This window comes from Yersinia massiliensis CCUG 53443 (assembly GCF_000312485.1).
GTDB lineage: Bacteria > Pseudomonadota > Gammaproteobacteria > Enterobacterales > Enterobacteriaceae > Yersinia > Yersinia massiliensis.
Window position 1 is genome coordinate 481,068 of record NZ_HE997645.1, and the last position, 15,135, is coordinate 496,202.

Consider the following 15,135-nt stretch of genomic DNA (forward strand, 5'->3'; position numbering starts at 1 on the left):
CAGTCATCCCAGAAATTATGTTATTTATGAGTCGCATCAGTATTGCCAGTTCAGGCTAAAGCCCAGCGTTACCGAGTCAGTTTTAAACCCCTCGGGCTTGGAGAGCGGTTTGCCGGCAAACAGGTCATAGTGGGTGTTCAGGACCTTGCCGCGAACGCCCACGACACTGCCCGCCAGATGGTGGCCCACCAGATAAGGGTCACTGCGCCCGCCCACTTCGCCGTAATCGACGCCGACATATAACTCATGTCCGGGCTGGGGCGTGTACCAACCCAGATCGTTGCGCACTGTCCAGCCGCGATCAGCGTTGAGGGTGCGTTCACCATCGAAGCCGCGCACCGTCCAACGGCCGCCAATAGCGAACTGATCCTGCGGGGTCAGTGGCGTGTTGGTGCTCTGACGTTGGTATTGCAGGTTGTAATGGAATTGCTGTGTCGCGAGGGCAAAAGGCACATCCAGTTGCGCATTCAGTCGCAGAATTTTGCTTAGTGCAGTGGCTTCGCCGAAATACTCTTCCTGCGCCGGTACGGCCCCAAACCAGCGGGTGCCGCGCTGATAACTGATCCCCGCGTCCAGTGTGGACTGCGCGATAAAGTGACGATGTTGTAGCCCGACGCGCCAAGCAGAGGTGCGGCGGCGCTGGACTTCCACTTCGGTATCATTGATGTAGTTTTTCGATGAGCGGGTCAGCACATCGTAGGTGAAGGTGGTTTTCTGGCTGGCGTTGCGGTGCAGTAAACGGCTGAGTTGCAGCGTCACATTGTCGCTTTCACCCCGATAGTGATAGTCACCGTTGAGGCCCGCTACCGTTTGGTGGTAGTCATAGCTGCTGGCGGTAATACCTGCGGTCCAGTAACCGAACGGCAGAGAGTAATGGCCTGTCAGGTTGTTGGTGCCTTTCTCGCCCCGATTTTTAATGGAGCCGCCGGCAGAAACATAAAACTGGTCACTTAGGGATAAAGGATTATCGAGAAACAGCGTTGCACCGCCTTGATAACGGCCGGTGCTGCGCGTGCCGGAGTCATCCAGTGAGGCGGCCAACCGCCACATTTTGCTCTGCTTCCAGCTCAGGGCGATATCCGTCTCACCGGGGGCATCGCCGGGGATCAACTCCATACTGGCTTGCACCGTGGGGATGCGCTGGAGATTTTCCAGCCCCTGCTCGATATCGCGCAGATCCAACAGGTGACCGGCGCGGGCAGGGAAGGCGGTGAACAGCGTGACATGGCGGTCACTCTCGGGTGTCAGTGCCACGTGGCGTATCTTGCCGGGCACCACGTGTAGTGCCAGCGTGCCACGGTTCAAATCTTGCTGCGGGGCCAGCACGCGGGTGGTGACATAACCGTGGTCGATCAGGCGGTTCTGCATCTCGCTCATCAGCAGGTTAATGCCTTTCGCGCCCAAACAGTGGCCTTGCGCCTGACTGGCCAGCCGTTGCAACGGTAACCAGCGCGGTAATGGCTCGGTACCCGTGAGTGTCACGTGGTCAATCGCAAAGCAAGGTTTCTCGATGGGAAAAACCAGTCGCCCCAGAGACGCGGTGGGTTCGGATAAACGCACATCCGGCGCTGAAGGCGAGAGGCGTTCTTCCAAAGCACGTTGCCGTTCTTGTTGGTGAATACCTTGTTGAACAGAAGGTAATTGTTGAGCTGAGGGTAATTGCTGAACAGCAGGTAATTCTGCGCAGTAGCTGGCGGAAGGAATAGCTACCACAAGCAATAATATGCCAGCTATTAATATAGAATAATTGAAACGAGACACACAGAAAGTCCTTCACCAATATTTAAAGGGATATAAATATAAAAATAATTTTTCGCAATTATGACTGCAGCAATGTCATTTACAATCTGTTTTGATAACCAATAAATAAGAATAATAAAATGTAAATCACAAAAATAGAAAATACCGTGCAAAAAACATCGTAATAATAAAAATATTGATTTGCAACAAATAAACATTAACTAAATTTAAGAATAACGGTAGAAACAAAATTACCACGACAAAAACAAGCAAATAACCTCATGTTTTTATTGACTTAATTATCAATTTGGCATGATGAAAACTGAGGTGAAAACATCATTATAACGTATAAAAACAGCCTCGATTGAAATGATAATACGACAGCATAGTTGGGCTAAAATAATAATACCGACATCTATTTAATATAATAGTCATTTTGGTTATTAATATTCACATAATAGAAAGTTATTAAATAAAAATGACGAATGGATAATATGACAATATTTAATCCTGACAATTCTAGTGACGACAACATTAAATGCAATTAACCCTTTAATCTCAACCGCAGAATAGAGCGGTGATAACGTTGATTTCGTCTAACCGATAAAAAAAGGACTAAAATGTCATCACACTGGCGAGTAATTTACGCGCATAATCATGGCGTACAGCATGTAACTCATCGACCAGCGCCTGTTCCACCACCTGCCCCTGATAGAAAAATAGCACTCTGTCGCATAAATAGGCGGCAGCCTGAATGTCGTGGGTGATAAAAAAGTAAGTGATCTTAAGTTCTTTTTTCAGTTCGAGGAGTAGTTCCAGAATTTGAACTTGAGAAGGGATATCCAGTGAGCTGATCGCTTCATCCAGTACAATAAAACGTGGCTGAGTCGCTATCGCGCGTGCGATACACAAACGCTGGATTTGGCCGCCTGATAACTCATGGGGATAGCGTACCCGCAGCTTTTCCGCTAATCCAACCCGCTGCATCACCTCACTGACTCTCTGGCTGATTTGCGGGGGAGTCAGCAACCTTTGTGCCTGTAACGGCTCAGTGATAGCTTGCCACACGGTCATATTCGGGTTTATCGAAGAGGTGTAATCCTGAAATACAGCGCTGAGGGTATTGCGGCGAGTTTGTGCTGCGCGGACGGGCTTACCGGCTAGTCTCACTGTGCCACTGTCTGGGGATTCAATGCCCAGCAGTAAACGCCCTAATGTACTTTTACCGCTGCCACTTTCCCCCACTAAACCGAGGCATTCGCCTTCCATGATGGAAAATGACACCTGATCAATCACCCGTCTATGCTTTTTAAACCAAAAATGGCTGTCCGACAGTGGGTAACTTTTTGATAGCGACTTAACCTCAACGAGCATGATTGCTTCTATCCATAATCTGATTAAACCGCCGACTCAATGCGGTCCGTGTTTCCACCAAATACTGGGTATAAGGGTGTTGGGGGTGACAAAATATCTGTTCAGTTAAGCCGGATTCAACCACTTGCCCTTCTTTCATCACCAATATGCGTTGCGCAATACGCCGCACCACCGCGAGATCATGTGAAACAAAAATCATCGAGGAAGACGTTTGTTGGCGCAAGCGGGTAAACAGTTCGATCACTTCATATTGCGTAATACAGTCCAATGCCGTGGTAGGTTCGTCGGCAATGATCACATCCGGCTTCAGTGCCAACGTGAGGGCAATCATCACTCGTTGCAACATCCCACCGGAGAGTTGATGCGGATATTTTTTGCAGATTTCAGCGGGATGGCGCAATTGTACCTGCTCCAACATGGCGTGAGTTTTGACTTGCAATTGCGCTGAAGAATAGCGGCCGTGCGCGAGCAATGTCTCTGCAATCTGGCTCCCAATGGTATACAAGGGATCAAATGCGCTCATCGCATCTTGCATGACCATTCCCAGTTGGCGGCCACGTAATTGGCCCCACTGAGCGGATTTCATGCCTTGACGCGATTGCCCTCGAAAGCAAATATCCCCCTGCACATTGAGACTCGGGGTCACCAATCCAAGAATGGCATGACATATCATACTCTTGCCGCAGCCACTCTCGCCGACGATAGCCAAGCACTCATTCTCAGCCAGATTGAATGACACATCAGAAATTAGGCGATTACCAGTGTGTGGTTCGGTGACGCAGAGGTGATTGACCGTTAATAATGTCATTCAATTATCCACCGATGAAGAGTGTGATTGTGACGAGGGCACTAGCGCGTCACGCAAAAAATCACCAATAAAGTTAAAGGCCGCGACCACCGTCACGACGGCAATCCCTGCGGGTAGCATCAATGTCGGGTGGCTAAACATGACGTTTTTGGCTTCGTTAAGCATCACTCCCCACTCTGGTGTGGGAGGCTGCACCCCTAGCCCCAAGAAGGATAATGCGGAGATGGTGAGAATGACGCTCCCCATATCCGTCGTGGCCAGCACGATTATCTCAGCCGCGGTGACCGGTAAAAGATGTTTCAGCATAATATGCCGGTCAGAACAGGCGATCACTTTGGCATAACGAATATAATTTTTATCACTGTACTGCACCACAACGCCACGGATCATGCGCGCATACCAAGCCCACTTAATCACCACTATCGCCAGAATAATATTGTTAATCCCTGGCCCCAACATGCCCACGATAGCAAAAATCATCACCTCACTGGGGAACGACAGCATCATGTCACAAAGGCGCATTAGCCACTCGTCAATCCTGCCGCGAAAGTAGCCCGCAATAAGGCCAACCACGGTGCCAAAAAGAATGGTCACTAACATGGCAAACAGTGACAAAAATACCGTGGTGCGAATGCCATAAAGCAGACGCGAGAGCACGTCTCGCCCTAGATTATCTGTCCCTAAGAGATGGTTCAGGCTCATCGGCTGATATTTGTGACGTATCGCCGTCAACGTGGGATCTTGTGGGGCGAGCCACGGGGCAAAGATCCCCGCGAATAGGATCAGAACAAGGAGGGTTAAGCAGCAAAAGGCCATAGGATCGGCCCGCAAGCGTTGCCACAGCATACGCATCATCGGTGAGCCCCAAAACCGATACGAGGATCGATCCACACCTGAATGATATCAACCACAAAATTGAATGTGACAAATAGCAGAGCCATTAACAGGATATAAGCTTGGATGAGAGGATAGTCACGGTTAAATATCGCCGAGACACATAAGCGCCCTATCCCTGGCCAAGCGAATATATTCTCAACCACAATGGTGCCAGCAATTAACTTAGGAATACTCATGCCCAACGCGATGAGTGTTGAATGTAATGAGTTAACCAGAACATGCTTGCCGATAATACGCCGTTCACTCAGTCCCCTCATGCGAGCATAGCGAACATAATTTTGTTGTAGGTTAGTCAGCACACTGCTGCGAATTAACCGCATGTAAGTGCCAACATATGCCAGCGAGAGTGTTAACGCGGGCAAAATAACGGATGTTGTTTCCATCATTCCGCCCACGGGCAACAGATCCCAATACAGGCTAAATAGCCAAATTAATAATAATCCCATCCAATAGCTGGGCACTGCTGTCAACACGAATAAAATAGCACGCACGCCCTTATCAAGCCGCGTTCCAGCCAGTAACGCACTCATCATCCCCAATGAGAGTGATAGCAGCATGATGATACCCAGTGAATAGGATGCGAGCTTCAACGTTGCAGGTAAAGCCAATAGAAACTCATGCAGTACAGGCTTGCGAGTGATAAACGAAGTGCCCAAATCAAGTTGTAGACTGCGTCCTAGCCAAGAGAAATATTGGCTCAGAAAAGACTTATCCAACCCTAACTCGTGCTGCATGGCGGCGATAGCTTCATCCGTGGGGACAATCTCATTCACTCGCAGTGCAACTTCAGCGGGATTTGACGGCGACAAGCTCATTAAGGCAAATGCCACGAAAGAGATCATTAACACCAGTGGGATCATCAGCAACAATCGTCGGATCAAATAGTGGCGCATTTCCTCTCCCGTTATTGATAATCCCAGGGTAATAGGGTGAAACTCTCATCACTCTATTACCCTATTTACCCTATCAACTCTCTCTCTATAGCAATTATGGTTTTGGCTCGAAATACATTTCTTCAAACGGGATTTCATATTGGGAGGGGTTAAAACTCACCCCGCGAAGCTGATTACTATAAATCGCTTTGGTGCGTGAATAGGTCAGCGGAATATAAACGCCTTCCTCAGCCAATAAGGTGAACAATTGTTGATATAAAGCCTGACGCTGTTTTTCATCTGGAGAGACCAAAAGTTCGCCAATCATTTGGTCTATTTTGGGTTTGCTGGCAAGCCCCTTTTGCCCCTGATAATCAGCATGGGCGGGAATACGGAAGGACGAAACATAGGATTGAGGATCATACGGGGTGCCCCAAGATAATGAATATTGAATATCAAAATCACCTGATTTTTGGCGGTCCAAAAATGACTGTTTCTCCTCACCGACAATCTTTAAATCAACGCCGACCTGTTTGAAATCTTCTTGAATAACTTCAGCAATTTCACGCTCCGCCGCGTTATTACTGTTGTAAGACAGCATCAGTTGTAAAGGTTTGCCTGCTTTACTGCGGAAAGTTTGCCCTTGGGGTAATACCCAGCCCGCCTGTTCTAACAGCGCCGAGGCTTTTGCGGGATCAAAATGGTAAACCGGCAGGTCAATATCAGCATAAGGGACATGCCGTGACATCAACGTATCGGCGACCGTTTCCGTTCCATCCATCACACCTTCTGCAATGGCTTTTTTATCGACGGCATATTGCAGTGCCTGTCGGACGGCTCGCTCACCGGTGATTGCTTTGCTGCTATTGAGCACTAGCGCACGCGAAGCAATCGGCGGGCTCATTACAGCGGTAAATTTGCCGGTATTATGCAGTGCCTCAAACGTATCCATGTCCAGCATATCGCCATCAGCACCAAAGATAAGCTGCACATCCCCTTTTTGTAACGCCATCAACATACTCTGACGATCAGGGATGACCTGCCACTGTACTCGGTCAATTTTCGGGCGCTGTCCCCAGTAGTGATCATTGGCCACAAATATCGCGTATTGATTCTTGTTATGTTGCTGTAATACCCACGGCCCCGTCCCCGAATAAGCACTCACACCCTCACGGGTTTGCCCATTAATAAAATCTTTTGGCGAAATAAAGCGGAAAGGACGTGTTAACCCCAGCTCGACTAACGTCGGGTAATAGGGTTCTTTCAAGATTAGCTGCAGCTCATATTCACCCGTGACATTCACTTTATCTACCTGACGGACTAATTCTAGCCATGCGTGCCGTTGGTAGTTAGCCAGTACAGCATCGATATTCTTTTTGGCAGCATCGGCATTGAATTTTTCGCCATCACTAAAACTGACATCCTTGCGTAGCTGAAAAGTATAGGTTTTCCCATCATCAGAGATCGTCCAACTTTGTGCGAGGAAAGGCTTTACGCCTTCATCGGTATTAATGACCAGTGATTCAAACACCATATTTTGTGCAGCCATTTCCCCCGAGTAGAGGTGAGGGTTAATGTCACGGATATCTTTGGTGCTGGCATAGTTCAATTGGGAGCTGTTTTGTGCTAATGCCCCTAAGGGAAAAAGCCCACAAACAGACACAAACAGAAATAGCAGAGGAGCGAAAGTTAAGCGCATTAAATGACTCCAATACAGTGGGGTAAATGAATAATGTCGTTATTTTTCTGCTGCGATAAGAAACATCGGGGTGGAAGCATTATTCAGTTTTTCGGTGTCATCCCACAATGCCTCTGCCGCAGAAAGATCAATGTGTATCCGGCGGAAACCACAATCCACCAGCACCGCAAAGTCCCAGTGAGGGCGTAACTCTCGGCTCAAAGGTAGCTGCCGAGCAATATTTTCCATCGTCACAGTATCAGTGTGTAAATATTGGTCTTCGACTCCCGCTTTCTGAACATTAAGCCGATCCTGCTCATAACCCGCCACGCGTTGCGGTTCGTACAAACGCAAATACCAGTTAGCATCAAAATTCAGTAACCGCCCTTCATTGGCTAATACCCGATACCATTCTTGATACGCTTTTGCGGGGTTGGCCAGATTCCAAGTGACATTACGGGTGACAATAAGATCAAATTGATTGTCGGCAAAAGGCAGTTGATGCACATCAGATTCAACAAATTCGATATCCACGTGGTGCAGTAGGGCGTTATTTCTGGCTTGCTCCAACATGGCAGGTGTGGCATCCACTGCGGTGACTTGATGTTTCGCCATGGCTAAGGTGACGGCAAAGAATCCAGGCCCACAACCAATATCCAGCACTTTTAAGGTTTCTTTTTGCGGCGCTAGCCCGAGAATAAAATTAAGCCAAATTTGTTGTTTGTTGCTCTGTAATTCGTCATTGCTGACCTGATTGTAACCTTCAGCACGTTTAGCCCAGTATGATGTTAATTCATTCGTTACGGCATGGGGATAAGACGTTGGTTGAAACACATGTCACCTCATATTGGTCAGAATTAAGCGATTCTGTTCACGATTAACGCATTATTATGCTCGGCACTATAATAGTATTGCTCGCTAATGAGTGATTAAGTGTAGGCTATAAATGTACGACAATAACATATTAATTTCTTAAAAATAAAAAGCACTATTGAATATTCACGCCATTGAATCATGTTAAGAGAAAGTGTCAAAAAAATGTCATCAAGTTACACAAATCAGTGTCTTGCATTGTTTACCTATATTAATGATTATCTTTTTTCGTTTCAGAGATTATTCCCCTTTAGACTTTGCCAATATACTTTTAGGCTACATAATGGCTGTCATTATCATATTCACATTAATATTTATGATAAATAATTAATGTCTAAAAGTGATTATATGGGGTGTATCGAAATCAATATGTCACCATCATGATTGAATATCTGTCTTTCGACGTGCTACGACTTGGTCACGTTATTTCACCTAGCGGTGATGCGATATTCAAATAAGCGAGGCATTCAACGCCGGTGCTTTGCGGCAAATATCCTCGTTATTGTTAAGATTTAAGCCTATTGCAGCCGGCATCTAGCAGGCTGCAACTCTGACTCGGTGAGACGTCTTGGCTAGAGAGGAGTGGGTTTATTCCCCAACGAGGATCACTTCAATCCCACCTTTACGCAAACCATTCAAACTCTCTTCAGGGATGCCCTTATCGGTAATCACCATATGGATGCGCTGAGTATCAATAATTTTATGCAGACTGGAGCGGTTAAATTTACTGGAATCAGTGACCACAATGATGCGCTCCGCCACTTCACACATGCGACGGTTTAATCGCGCTTCATCTTCATTATGGGTACTCACACCCCGCTCCAGATCGACAGCATCGACCCCGAGGAAAAGCATATCGAAGTGGTAATTTTGCAGGGATTGGTCAGCCTGATCGCCATAGAAAGAAAGGGATTGGCGGCGCAAGTGCCCCCCCGTCATCAACAGCTCTACCCCTTCTGCCTCAAGCAAGGCATTCGCGACATTCATGCCGTTTGTCATGGCAATGACGTCCTTGTGATGACGCATATGGCGCGCAATTTCATAGGTCGTGGTACCGGAGTCCAGAATAACGCGATGACCTGGTTTGATCAGGTTTGCAGCCACGCGCGCGATGCCTCGTTTTAAAGGCGTATTCAGAGCGCTTTTATCTTCAACCGTCGGTTCAATTCCAGCCCCACCAGCATCACAGACTAGCGCACCGCCGTAAGCACGCACCGCGACACCCTGCTTTTCCAGAAAGGCCAAATCGTTACGGATCGTCACCGTAGAAACACCAAAAAATGACGATAAATCATTAACCTGAACACTTCCTTGCTGACGAAGACGCTGAATGATCTGTTCACGTCTTTCACTGGTGCCGGTGATACGCTTATCCATTGCCGAATCGGTATTACTCATATGAGATCCTTTCCAAAAGCCTTTCGTTTCATTTCACTTCAGCTATTAACGCCTTTCTTTTGCCGGAAAGCAAGTCTTTACCTCAGGCCAAATAACGCGTCTTAACCGTAAATCACCCTTTCATTATGTTTCTTTTGCGAAACAGATCCCATTTCCGATACCTTTCGTTTTGTTTTTATCGATCCATAAAGCAGTATCAAGTGAAACGAACCGAAAGACAGAAGTGACCTAAACCCAATACGGAGAGGAAAGTGAAACATTTAACCGAGTTTGTGGCTGACCATAAGCACGATAACCGATGTGGCATTTTTGCCGTCTGTTCTGCTCATCCGATGGTGCTGGAAGCAGCAATGCGCCACGCCCGTGACACGCAATCTATCTTATTAGTAGAGGCGACCTCTAATCAGGTAGATCAGTATGGCGGCTATACCGGTATGACCCCAGCCGATTTTCGTGAATTTGCTGAGCAAATGGCCGATCAACATCACCTTCCTCGTCATCAGTTGGTATTAGGCGGCGATCATTTGGGGCCAAACCGCTGGCAGAATGCCCCGGCGGCTGAAGCAATGTCTCAGGCAGAAGAACTCATTCGCCATTATGTTGCCGCTGGATTTAAGAAAATCCACCTCGATTGCAGCATGTCCTGTGCCGATGATCCGGTGCCCTTAACCGATGAAATCGTCGCCGCAAGAGCAGCAAGGTTAGCCTTAATTGCCGAACAGACTCGCAAGGATAAGCAAGGGTCATCCGATCTGGTTTATGTTATCGGCACAGAAGTCCCCGTTCCTGGTGGCGCGCATGAAACGCTCCTCACACTTGAGGTCACCTCACCGCGGGCGGCAAAAGCGACACTGGAGGCTCACCGCCACGCTTTTGAGCAACAAGGTCTGCACGATTTGTGGCCACGGATTATCGGGCTCGTCGTCCAACCAGGCGTAGAATTCGATCATACTCATGTTATTGATTATCAGCCTGAGAAATCTCTTGCTCTCAGCCACACTATCGAAGAGTTTGACACCATGGTGTTTGAAGCTCACTCCACCGATTACCAAACTCCGCTCGCCCTGCAACAGTTAGTTCAGAATCACTTTGCCATTTTGAAAGTCGGCCCCGCGCTCACTTTCGCATTACGTGAAGCACTTTTCTCTCTGGCGGCTATCGAGCAGGAATTACACCCTCCATACCTGTGTTCTGGGCTACGGGATGTACTGGAAACCGTCATGCTGGAACATCCGGAGCATTGGAAACATCATTATCACGGTAATAACGATGCCTGCCGTCTGGCACGTAGCTACAGCTATTCTGACCGCATTCGTTACTACTGGCCTAATGACAAGATTAACGAGGCTTATTCCCGATTAATGAGTAACTTAGCGGACCAACCGATCCCACTGCCGTTGATCAGCCAGTATCTGCCTCTTCAGTACACCGAGGTCCGTGCAGGACGGCTTGAGGCCACACCGCACGAACTGATTATTGACCATATTCAGGATGTATTGCGCCAGTACCATGCGGCCTGCATGGGAACGTCGCCGTCCCATTAACACAATGATAATAAGGAAAAAAAAGCATGCCAAACATTGTCTTAAGTCGTATTGATGAACGCCTCATTCATGGCCAGGTTGGCGTTCAATGGGTGGGGTTTGCTGGCGCGAACCTGGTTTTGGTTGCCAATGATGAAGTGGCTGAAGATCAAGTTCAGCAAAACTTGATGGAAATGGTGCTAGCTGAAGGTATTGCCGTGCGCTTCTGGCCACTGCAAAAAGTCATCGACAATATTCATCGTGCCACTGATCGGCAGAAAATTTTGCTGGTTTGTAAAAGTCCCGAAGACTTTCTCACGCTGGTGAACGGTGATGTGCCAGTGACCCGAATTAATGTCGGCAACATGCACTATGTCGAAGGTAAACAACAAATTGCGAAAACCGTCTCTGTCGATGATCAGGATATTGCCGCTTTCTATGGCCTGAGAAAAGCAGGGGTGGAATGTTTTATTCAGGGCGTGCCGACAGAGCCCGCTCAGGATCTCTACAAACTCCTCTGAGGTATTTTCTATGGAAATTAGCTTATTACAGGCATTCGCGTTAGGGATTCTGGCCTTTATTGCTGGCTTGGATATGTTCAATGGCCTCACGCATATGCACCGCCCAGTGGTACTCGGGCCGTTGGTTGGTCTGATCCTTGGCGACCTTCATATGGGCATCCTCACCGGTGGTACTCTTGAGCTGGTCTGGATGGGGCTTGCACCGCTGGCAGGCGCTCAACCGCCAAACGTGATTATCGGTACCATTGTCGGCACCGCCTTTGCGATTACGGCCGGTGTTAAACCAGAAGTCGCCGTCGGGGTTGCCGTGCCATTCGCGGTTGCCGTGCAAATGGGTATCACATTCCTATTCTCTATCATGTCTGGTGTCATGGCCCGTTGCGACCGAATGGCAGCGAACGCCGATACCGCGGGCATTGAACGCGTTAACTATCTGGCGTTATTAGCACTCGGTACCTTCTATTTTCTCTGTGCATTTTTGCCCATCTATTTTGGGGCAGATCATGCCAAAACAGTCATCGATGTGCTGCCCGCTCGGCTCATTGACGGCCTAGGTGTCGCAGGTGGCATCATGCCAGCAATCGGTTTTGCCGTGTTGCTGAAAATCATGATGAAAAATGTCTATATCCCCTATTTTATTCTCGGTTTTGTCGCCGCTGCTTGGCTAAAACTCCCGGTATTGGCTATTGCTGCCGCGGCGTTGGCGATGGCGCTCATCGATTTCATGCGTAAAGACTCCACTCCACAACAGACTTCCAGCACTCAGAAAGAGGAATTCGAAGATGGTATCTAATACTCAAGTTTTGCCCGACGCCAGCATCACTGAAAAGTCGGTCATTGATGGCAACGACAATATCTATGAAGACCAAACTATCGGTGCGGAGCTGACGAAGAAAGATATCAACCGTGTGGCATGGCGTTCCATGCTGCTGCAAGCCTCATTTAACTATGAGCGTATGCAGGCTTCCGGTTGGCTATATGGCTTATTGCCGGCGCTGAAGAAGATCCACACCAATAAGAATGACTTAGCGCGGGCCATGAAAGGCCATATGGGATTCTTCAATACCCATCCTTTCCTCGTGACCTTCGTTATTGGCATTATATTGGCGATGGAACGTTCAAAGCAGGATGTGAACAGTATTCAAAGCACCAAGATTGCCGTGGGTGCCCCGCTTGGCGGGATTGGCGATGCCATGTTTTGGCTGACCTTACTCCCCATTTGTGGCGGTATTGGTGCCAGTCTGGCCTTGCAAGGTTCCATCCTCGGCGCAATTGTGTTTCTGGTGATGTTTAACGTCGTCCATCTTGGTTTGCGTTTCGGGTTAGCTCACTATGCCTATCGCATGGGCGTTGCCGCGATCCCACTCATCAAAGCCAATACACTGAAGGTGGGCCGTGCAGCGTCTATCGTTGGGATGACTGTGATTGGCGCACTTGTCGCCACCTACGTTCGCTTATCCACGACGCTCGAAATTACCGCAGGCGACGCCGTGGTGAAACTGCAAGCCGACGTTATCGACAAACTGATGCCTGCTTTTCTACCGCTGGTCTACACCCTTATCATGTACGCGTTAGTCCGCCGCGGCTGGAGCCCGTTGAAACTCATCGGGCTGACGGTGGTATTAGGGATTGTTGGGAAATTTGGCCACTTTTTGTAAGCGAGGAGCACTATGTTAAGCATTATTCTCAGCGGTCACGGTGGGTTTGCCAGCGGGCTTGAAAAGGCGATGAAGCAGATACTTGGCGATCAACCCCAAGTGATCGCTATCGATTTCCCCGAAAGTTCTTCCACCGCATTACTGACGGCGCAGTTTGAAGAGGCCATTGCGAGTCTAGACGAAAAAGAAGGGCTGATTTTCTTAACCGACTTGCTGGGGGGAACCCCCTTCCGCGTGGCCTCAACACTGGCCCTGCTAAAACCAGAACGTGAAGTCATTACTGGCGTAAATTTACAGCTCCTACTGGAGATGGTGCTGGAGCGCGATGGTCTCAGTAGTAAGGAGTTCCGCCTTCAGGCGCTCGAGTGTGGTCACCGAGGCTTAACCAGTTTGGTTGACGAAATGGGCCGATATCGCGAGGCCGTACCGGTTGAGGAAGGGATATGACAGCGCTGCTGCGAGCAAGGCGGCTGCTCACTGAACAGGGCTGGCTTGACGATCATCAGTTGCGGCTTGAAGGCAGCACTATCGTTGCCATCGAACCCATCCCGTCAGGTGTGAGTCTGCGTGACGTAGAGCTGCTCTGTCCTGCTTACATCGATGTTCATGTCCACGGCGGTAAAGGTGTCGATGTCATGGATGACGCGCCAGAGGTACTGGATAAGCTGGCATGGCATAAAGCCCATGAGGGGGTCGGCGCTTGGTTGCCGACCACCGTCACCGCCCCCCTTATCGACGTCGAGGGCGCGTTAAAACGCATTGCGCAGCGCCACCAGCAAGGGGGGCCAGGGGCGACTGTTCTGGGCAGCTACCTTGAAGGCCCCTATTTCACGCCACAAAACAAAGGAGCGCATTCACCGGAGTTGTTCCGTGAGCTCGATATTGCCGAGCTTAATCGGTTGATTGATGTGTCCCAGAACACGTTACGTGTCGTAGCACTGGCACCTGAAAAACCGAGTGCCATAGCGGCGATTAAGCATCTCAAAAACCGTGGCATTAAAGTCATGCTCGGCCACAGTGCGGCGAGTTATGACGAAACGGTTCGCGCGTTTGATGCCGGAGCGGATGGGCTGGTGCACTGTTTCAACGGCATGACGGGCCTGCATCACCGCGACCCCGGTATGGTGGGGGCGGGATTGACCGACCCGCGCGCCTGGCTTGAGTTGATAGCAGATGGTCACCATGTTCACCCTGCTGTCATGCGTCTTAGCTGTGCCTGCGCCAAGCCGCGAATATTGCTGATAACCGACGCGATGAGCGCAACGGGGATGCCTGATGGTGACTATTCAATTTGTGGCCACAGGGTAACCATGCAGCAGGGTGTGGTCCGTACCGCTTCCGGCGGGCTGGCGGGCAGTACACTTTCGTTGGATAGCGCGGTGCGTAATTTGGTCAATGACGTCGGTGTGCCTGCTGAAGATGCCATTCATATGGCCTCCCTACATCCCGCAAAAATGTTGGGGGTTGATCAAACCTACGGCTCATTGTCGGTAGGTAAACGAGCCAACCTTATTGCCCTTGATTCACAGCTCAAGCTACAAACTATTTGGATTGATGGTCAGCAACTTTCCTTGTAGCCCTTTCATTACATATCACTTTGGTTTGTGGCCACATCCGCCACAAACCTTTCCTTTCCTTTCTTTCTTTTCTCGACACTTTACCCAAAATCACAATATATCGATATAAAACAATGCATTAATAATAACCCACCCTATTTCAGATCACGTTTTTCGTTTTATTTCTTTTCTTATGTTGACCTTTCGTTTTCTTTTCTATAGATTTTCATTTAAGCA

At 48.8% G+C, this 15,135-nt stretch carries 14 protein-coding genes; 6 read left to right on the top strand and 8 right to left on the bottom strand.

Translation table 11 applies throughout. From position 1 onward, the window contains the following. Nucleotides 1-36: 36 nt before the first annotated feature. The 8 genes from BN68_RS14650 to BN68_RS14685 all read right to left on the bottom strand — a co-directional run bounded on the left by BN68_RS14650 (nucleotide 37) and on the right by BN68_RS14685 (nucleotide 9,640). Entirely contained in the window at nucleotides 37-1,761 is a 1,725-nt protein-coding gene (locus tag BN68_RS14650; protein WP_019211916.1) for a ShlB/FhaC/HecB family hemolysin secretion/activation protein, read from the bottom strand. A 594-nt stretch (nucleotides 1,762-2,355) separates the two neighbouring features. Continuing rightward, a complete protein-coding gene (locus BN68_RS14655) occupies nucleotides 2,356-3,024 on the bottom strand; it encodes an ABC transporter ATP-binding protein (protein ID WP_231294039.1) in 669 nt (222 codons plus the stop codon). A gap of 79 nt (nucleotides 3,025-3,103) precedes the next feature. Continuing rightward, the gene (locus BN68_RS14660; protein ID WP_019211918.1) at nucleotides 3,104-3,922 is read right to left on the bottom strand and encodes an ABC transporter ATP-binding protein; all 819 of its coding nucleotides are present in this window, start codon (nucleotides 3,920-3,922) and stop codon (nucleotides 3,104-3,106) included. Further along, complete coding sequence (gene opp1C / locus BN68_RS14665; RefSeq protein ID WP_019211919.1) at nucleotides 3,923-4,777, bottom strand: nickel/cobalt ABC transporter permease; 855 nt, start codon at nucleotides 4,775-4,777, stop codon at nucleotides 3,923-3,925. Then, a complete protein-coding gene (opp1B, locus tag BN68_RS14670) occupies nucleotides 4,774-5,712 on the bottom strand; it encodes a nickel/cobalt ABC transporter permease (RefSeq protein WP_019211920.1) in 939 nt (312 codons plus the stop codon). The genes opp1C and opp1B overlap by 4 nt, the downstream gene beginning before the upstream one ends. 94 nt (nucleotides 5,713-5,806) lie before the next feature. Continuing rightward, nucleotides 5,807-7,390 (bottom strand): nickel ABC transporter substrate-binding protein, encoded by a 1,584-nt coding sequence (gene nikA, locus BN68_RS14675; protein ID WP_019211921.1) that lies wholly within the window; start codon nucleotides 7,388-7,390, stop codon nucleotides 5,807-5,809. A 39-nt stretch (nucleotides 7,391-7,429) separates the two neighbouring features. Next, the gene (locus BN68_RS14680) at nucleotides 7,430-8,203 is read right to left on the bottom strand and encodes a class I SAM-dependent methyltransferase (RefSeq protein ID WP_019211922.1); all 774 of its coding nucleotides are present in this window, start codon (nucleotides 8,201-8,203) and stop codon (nucleotides 7,430-7,432) included. A 627-nt stretch (nucleotides 8,204-8,830) separates the two neighbouring features. Continuing rightward, complete coding sequence (locus BN68_RS14685; RefSeq protein WP_019211923.1) at nucleotides 8,831-9,640, bottom strand: DeoR family transcriptional regulator; 810 nt, start codon at nucleotides 9,638-9,640, stop codon at nucleotides 8,831-8,833. Between the two features lie 251 nt (nucleotides 9,641-9,891). Here BN68_RS14685 and kbaZ point away from each other — a divergent pair, with 251 nt between their 5' ends. Genes kbaZ through nagA form a run of 6 tightly spaced genes read left to right on the top strand, consistent with a single transcriptional unit; the run spans nucleotide 9,892 to nucleotide 14,919 of the window. After that, nucleotides 9,892-11,184: a tagatose-bisphosphate aldolase subunit KbaZ gene (kbaZ, locus tag BN68_RS14690; protein ID WP_019211924.1), complete on the top strand. Its 1,293-nt coding sequence runs from the start codon at nucleotides 9,892-9,894 to the stop codon at nucleotides 11,182-11,184. A gap of 26 nt (nucleotides 11,185-11,210) precedes the next feature. After that, on the top strand, nucleotides 11,211-11,684 hold the full coding sequence (agaV, locus tag BN68_RS14695) for a PTS N-acetylgalactosamine transporter subunit IIB (RefSeq protein ID WP_019211925.1): 474 nt from the start codon (nucleotides 11,211-11,213) through the stop codon (nucleotides 11,682-11,684). A 10-nt stretch (nucleotides 11,685-11,694) separates the two neighbouring features. Continuing rightward, nucleotides 11,695-12,477 carry a PTS N-acetylgalactosamine transporter subunit IIC gene (agaW, locus tag BN68_RS14700; protein WP_019211926.1) on the top strand — a complete coding sequence of 261 codons (783 nt, stop codon included), beginning with the start codon at nucleotides 11,695-11,697 and terminating at the stop codon, nucleotides 12,475-12,477. Beyond that, on the top strand, nucleotides 12,467-13,342 hold the full coding sequence (agaE, locus tag BN68_RS14705) for a PTS N-acetylgalactosamine transporter subunit IID (protein WP_019211927.1): 876 nt from the start codon (nucleotides 12,467-12,469) through the stop codon (nucleotides 13,340-13,342). Before agaW ends, agaE begins: the two co-directional genes overlap by 11 nt. Before the next feature lie 12 nt (nucleotides 13,343-13,354). Continuing rightward, nucleotides 13,355-13,789 (top strand): PTS galactosamine/N-acetylgalactosamine transporter subunit IIA, encoded by a 435-nt coding sequence (gene agaF / locus BN68_RS14710; RefSeq protein ID WP_019211928.1) that lies wholly within the window; start codon nucleotides 13,355-13,357, stop codon nucleotides 13,787-13,789. Then, entirely contained in the window at nucleotides 13,786-14,919 is a 1,134-nt protein-coding gene (gene nagA, locus BN68_RS14715; protein ID WP_019211929.1) for an N-acetylglucosamine-6-phosphate deacetylase, read from the top strand. Before agaF ends, nagA begins: the two co-directional genes overlap by 4 nt. Nucleotides 14,920-15,135 lie beyond the last annotated feature (216 nt).

Excerpts from the sequence above, each read along its gene's own strand:
- BN68_RS14685 (WP_019211923.1), bottom strand. The coding sequence starts at position 9,640 with ATGAGTAATACCGATTCGGCAATGGATAAGCGTATCACCGGCACCAGT.
- agaW (WP_019211926.1), top strand. The coding sequence starts at position 11,695 with ATGGAAATTAGCTTATTACAGGCATTCGCGTTAGGGATTCTGGCCTTT.
- agaF (WP_019211928.1), top strand. The coding sequence starts at position 13,355 with ATGTTAAGCATTATTCTCAGCGGTCACGGTGGGTTTGCCAGCGGGCTT.
- agaV (WP_019211925.1), top strand. The coding sequence starts at position 11,211 with ATGCCAAACATTGTCTTAAGTCGTATTGATGAACGCCTCATTCATGGC.
- opp1B (WP_019211920.1), bottom strand. The coding sequence starts at position 5,712 with ATGCGCCACTATTTGATCCGACGATTGTTGCTGATGATCCCACTGGTG.
- nagA (WP_019211929.1), top strand. The coding sequence starts at position 13,786 with ATGACAGCGCTGCTGCGAGCAAGGCGGCTGCTCACTGAACAGGGCTGG.
- nikA (WP_019211921.1), bottom strand. The coding sequence starts at position 7,390 with ATGCGCTTAACTTTCGCTCCTCTGCTATTTCTGTTTGTGTCTGTTTGT.
- BN68_RS14660 (WP_019211918.1), bottom strand. The coding sequence starts at position 3,922 with ATGACATTATTAACGGTCAATCACCTCTGCGTCACCGAACCACACACT.
- opp1C (WP_019211919.1), bottom strand. The coding sequence starts at position 4,777 with ATGATGCGTATGCTGTGGCAACGCTTGCGGGCCGATCCTATGGCCTTT.
- agaE (WP_019211927.1), top strand. The coding sequence starts at position 12,467 with ATGGTATCTAATACTCAAGTTTTGCCCGACGCCAGCATCACTGAAAAG.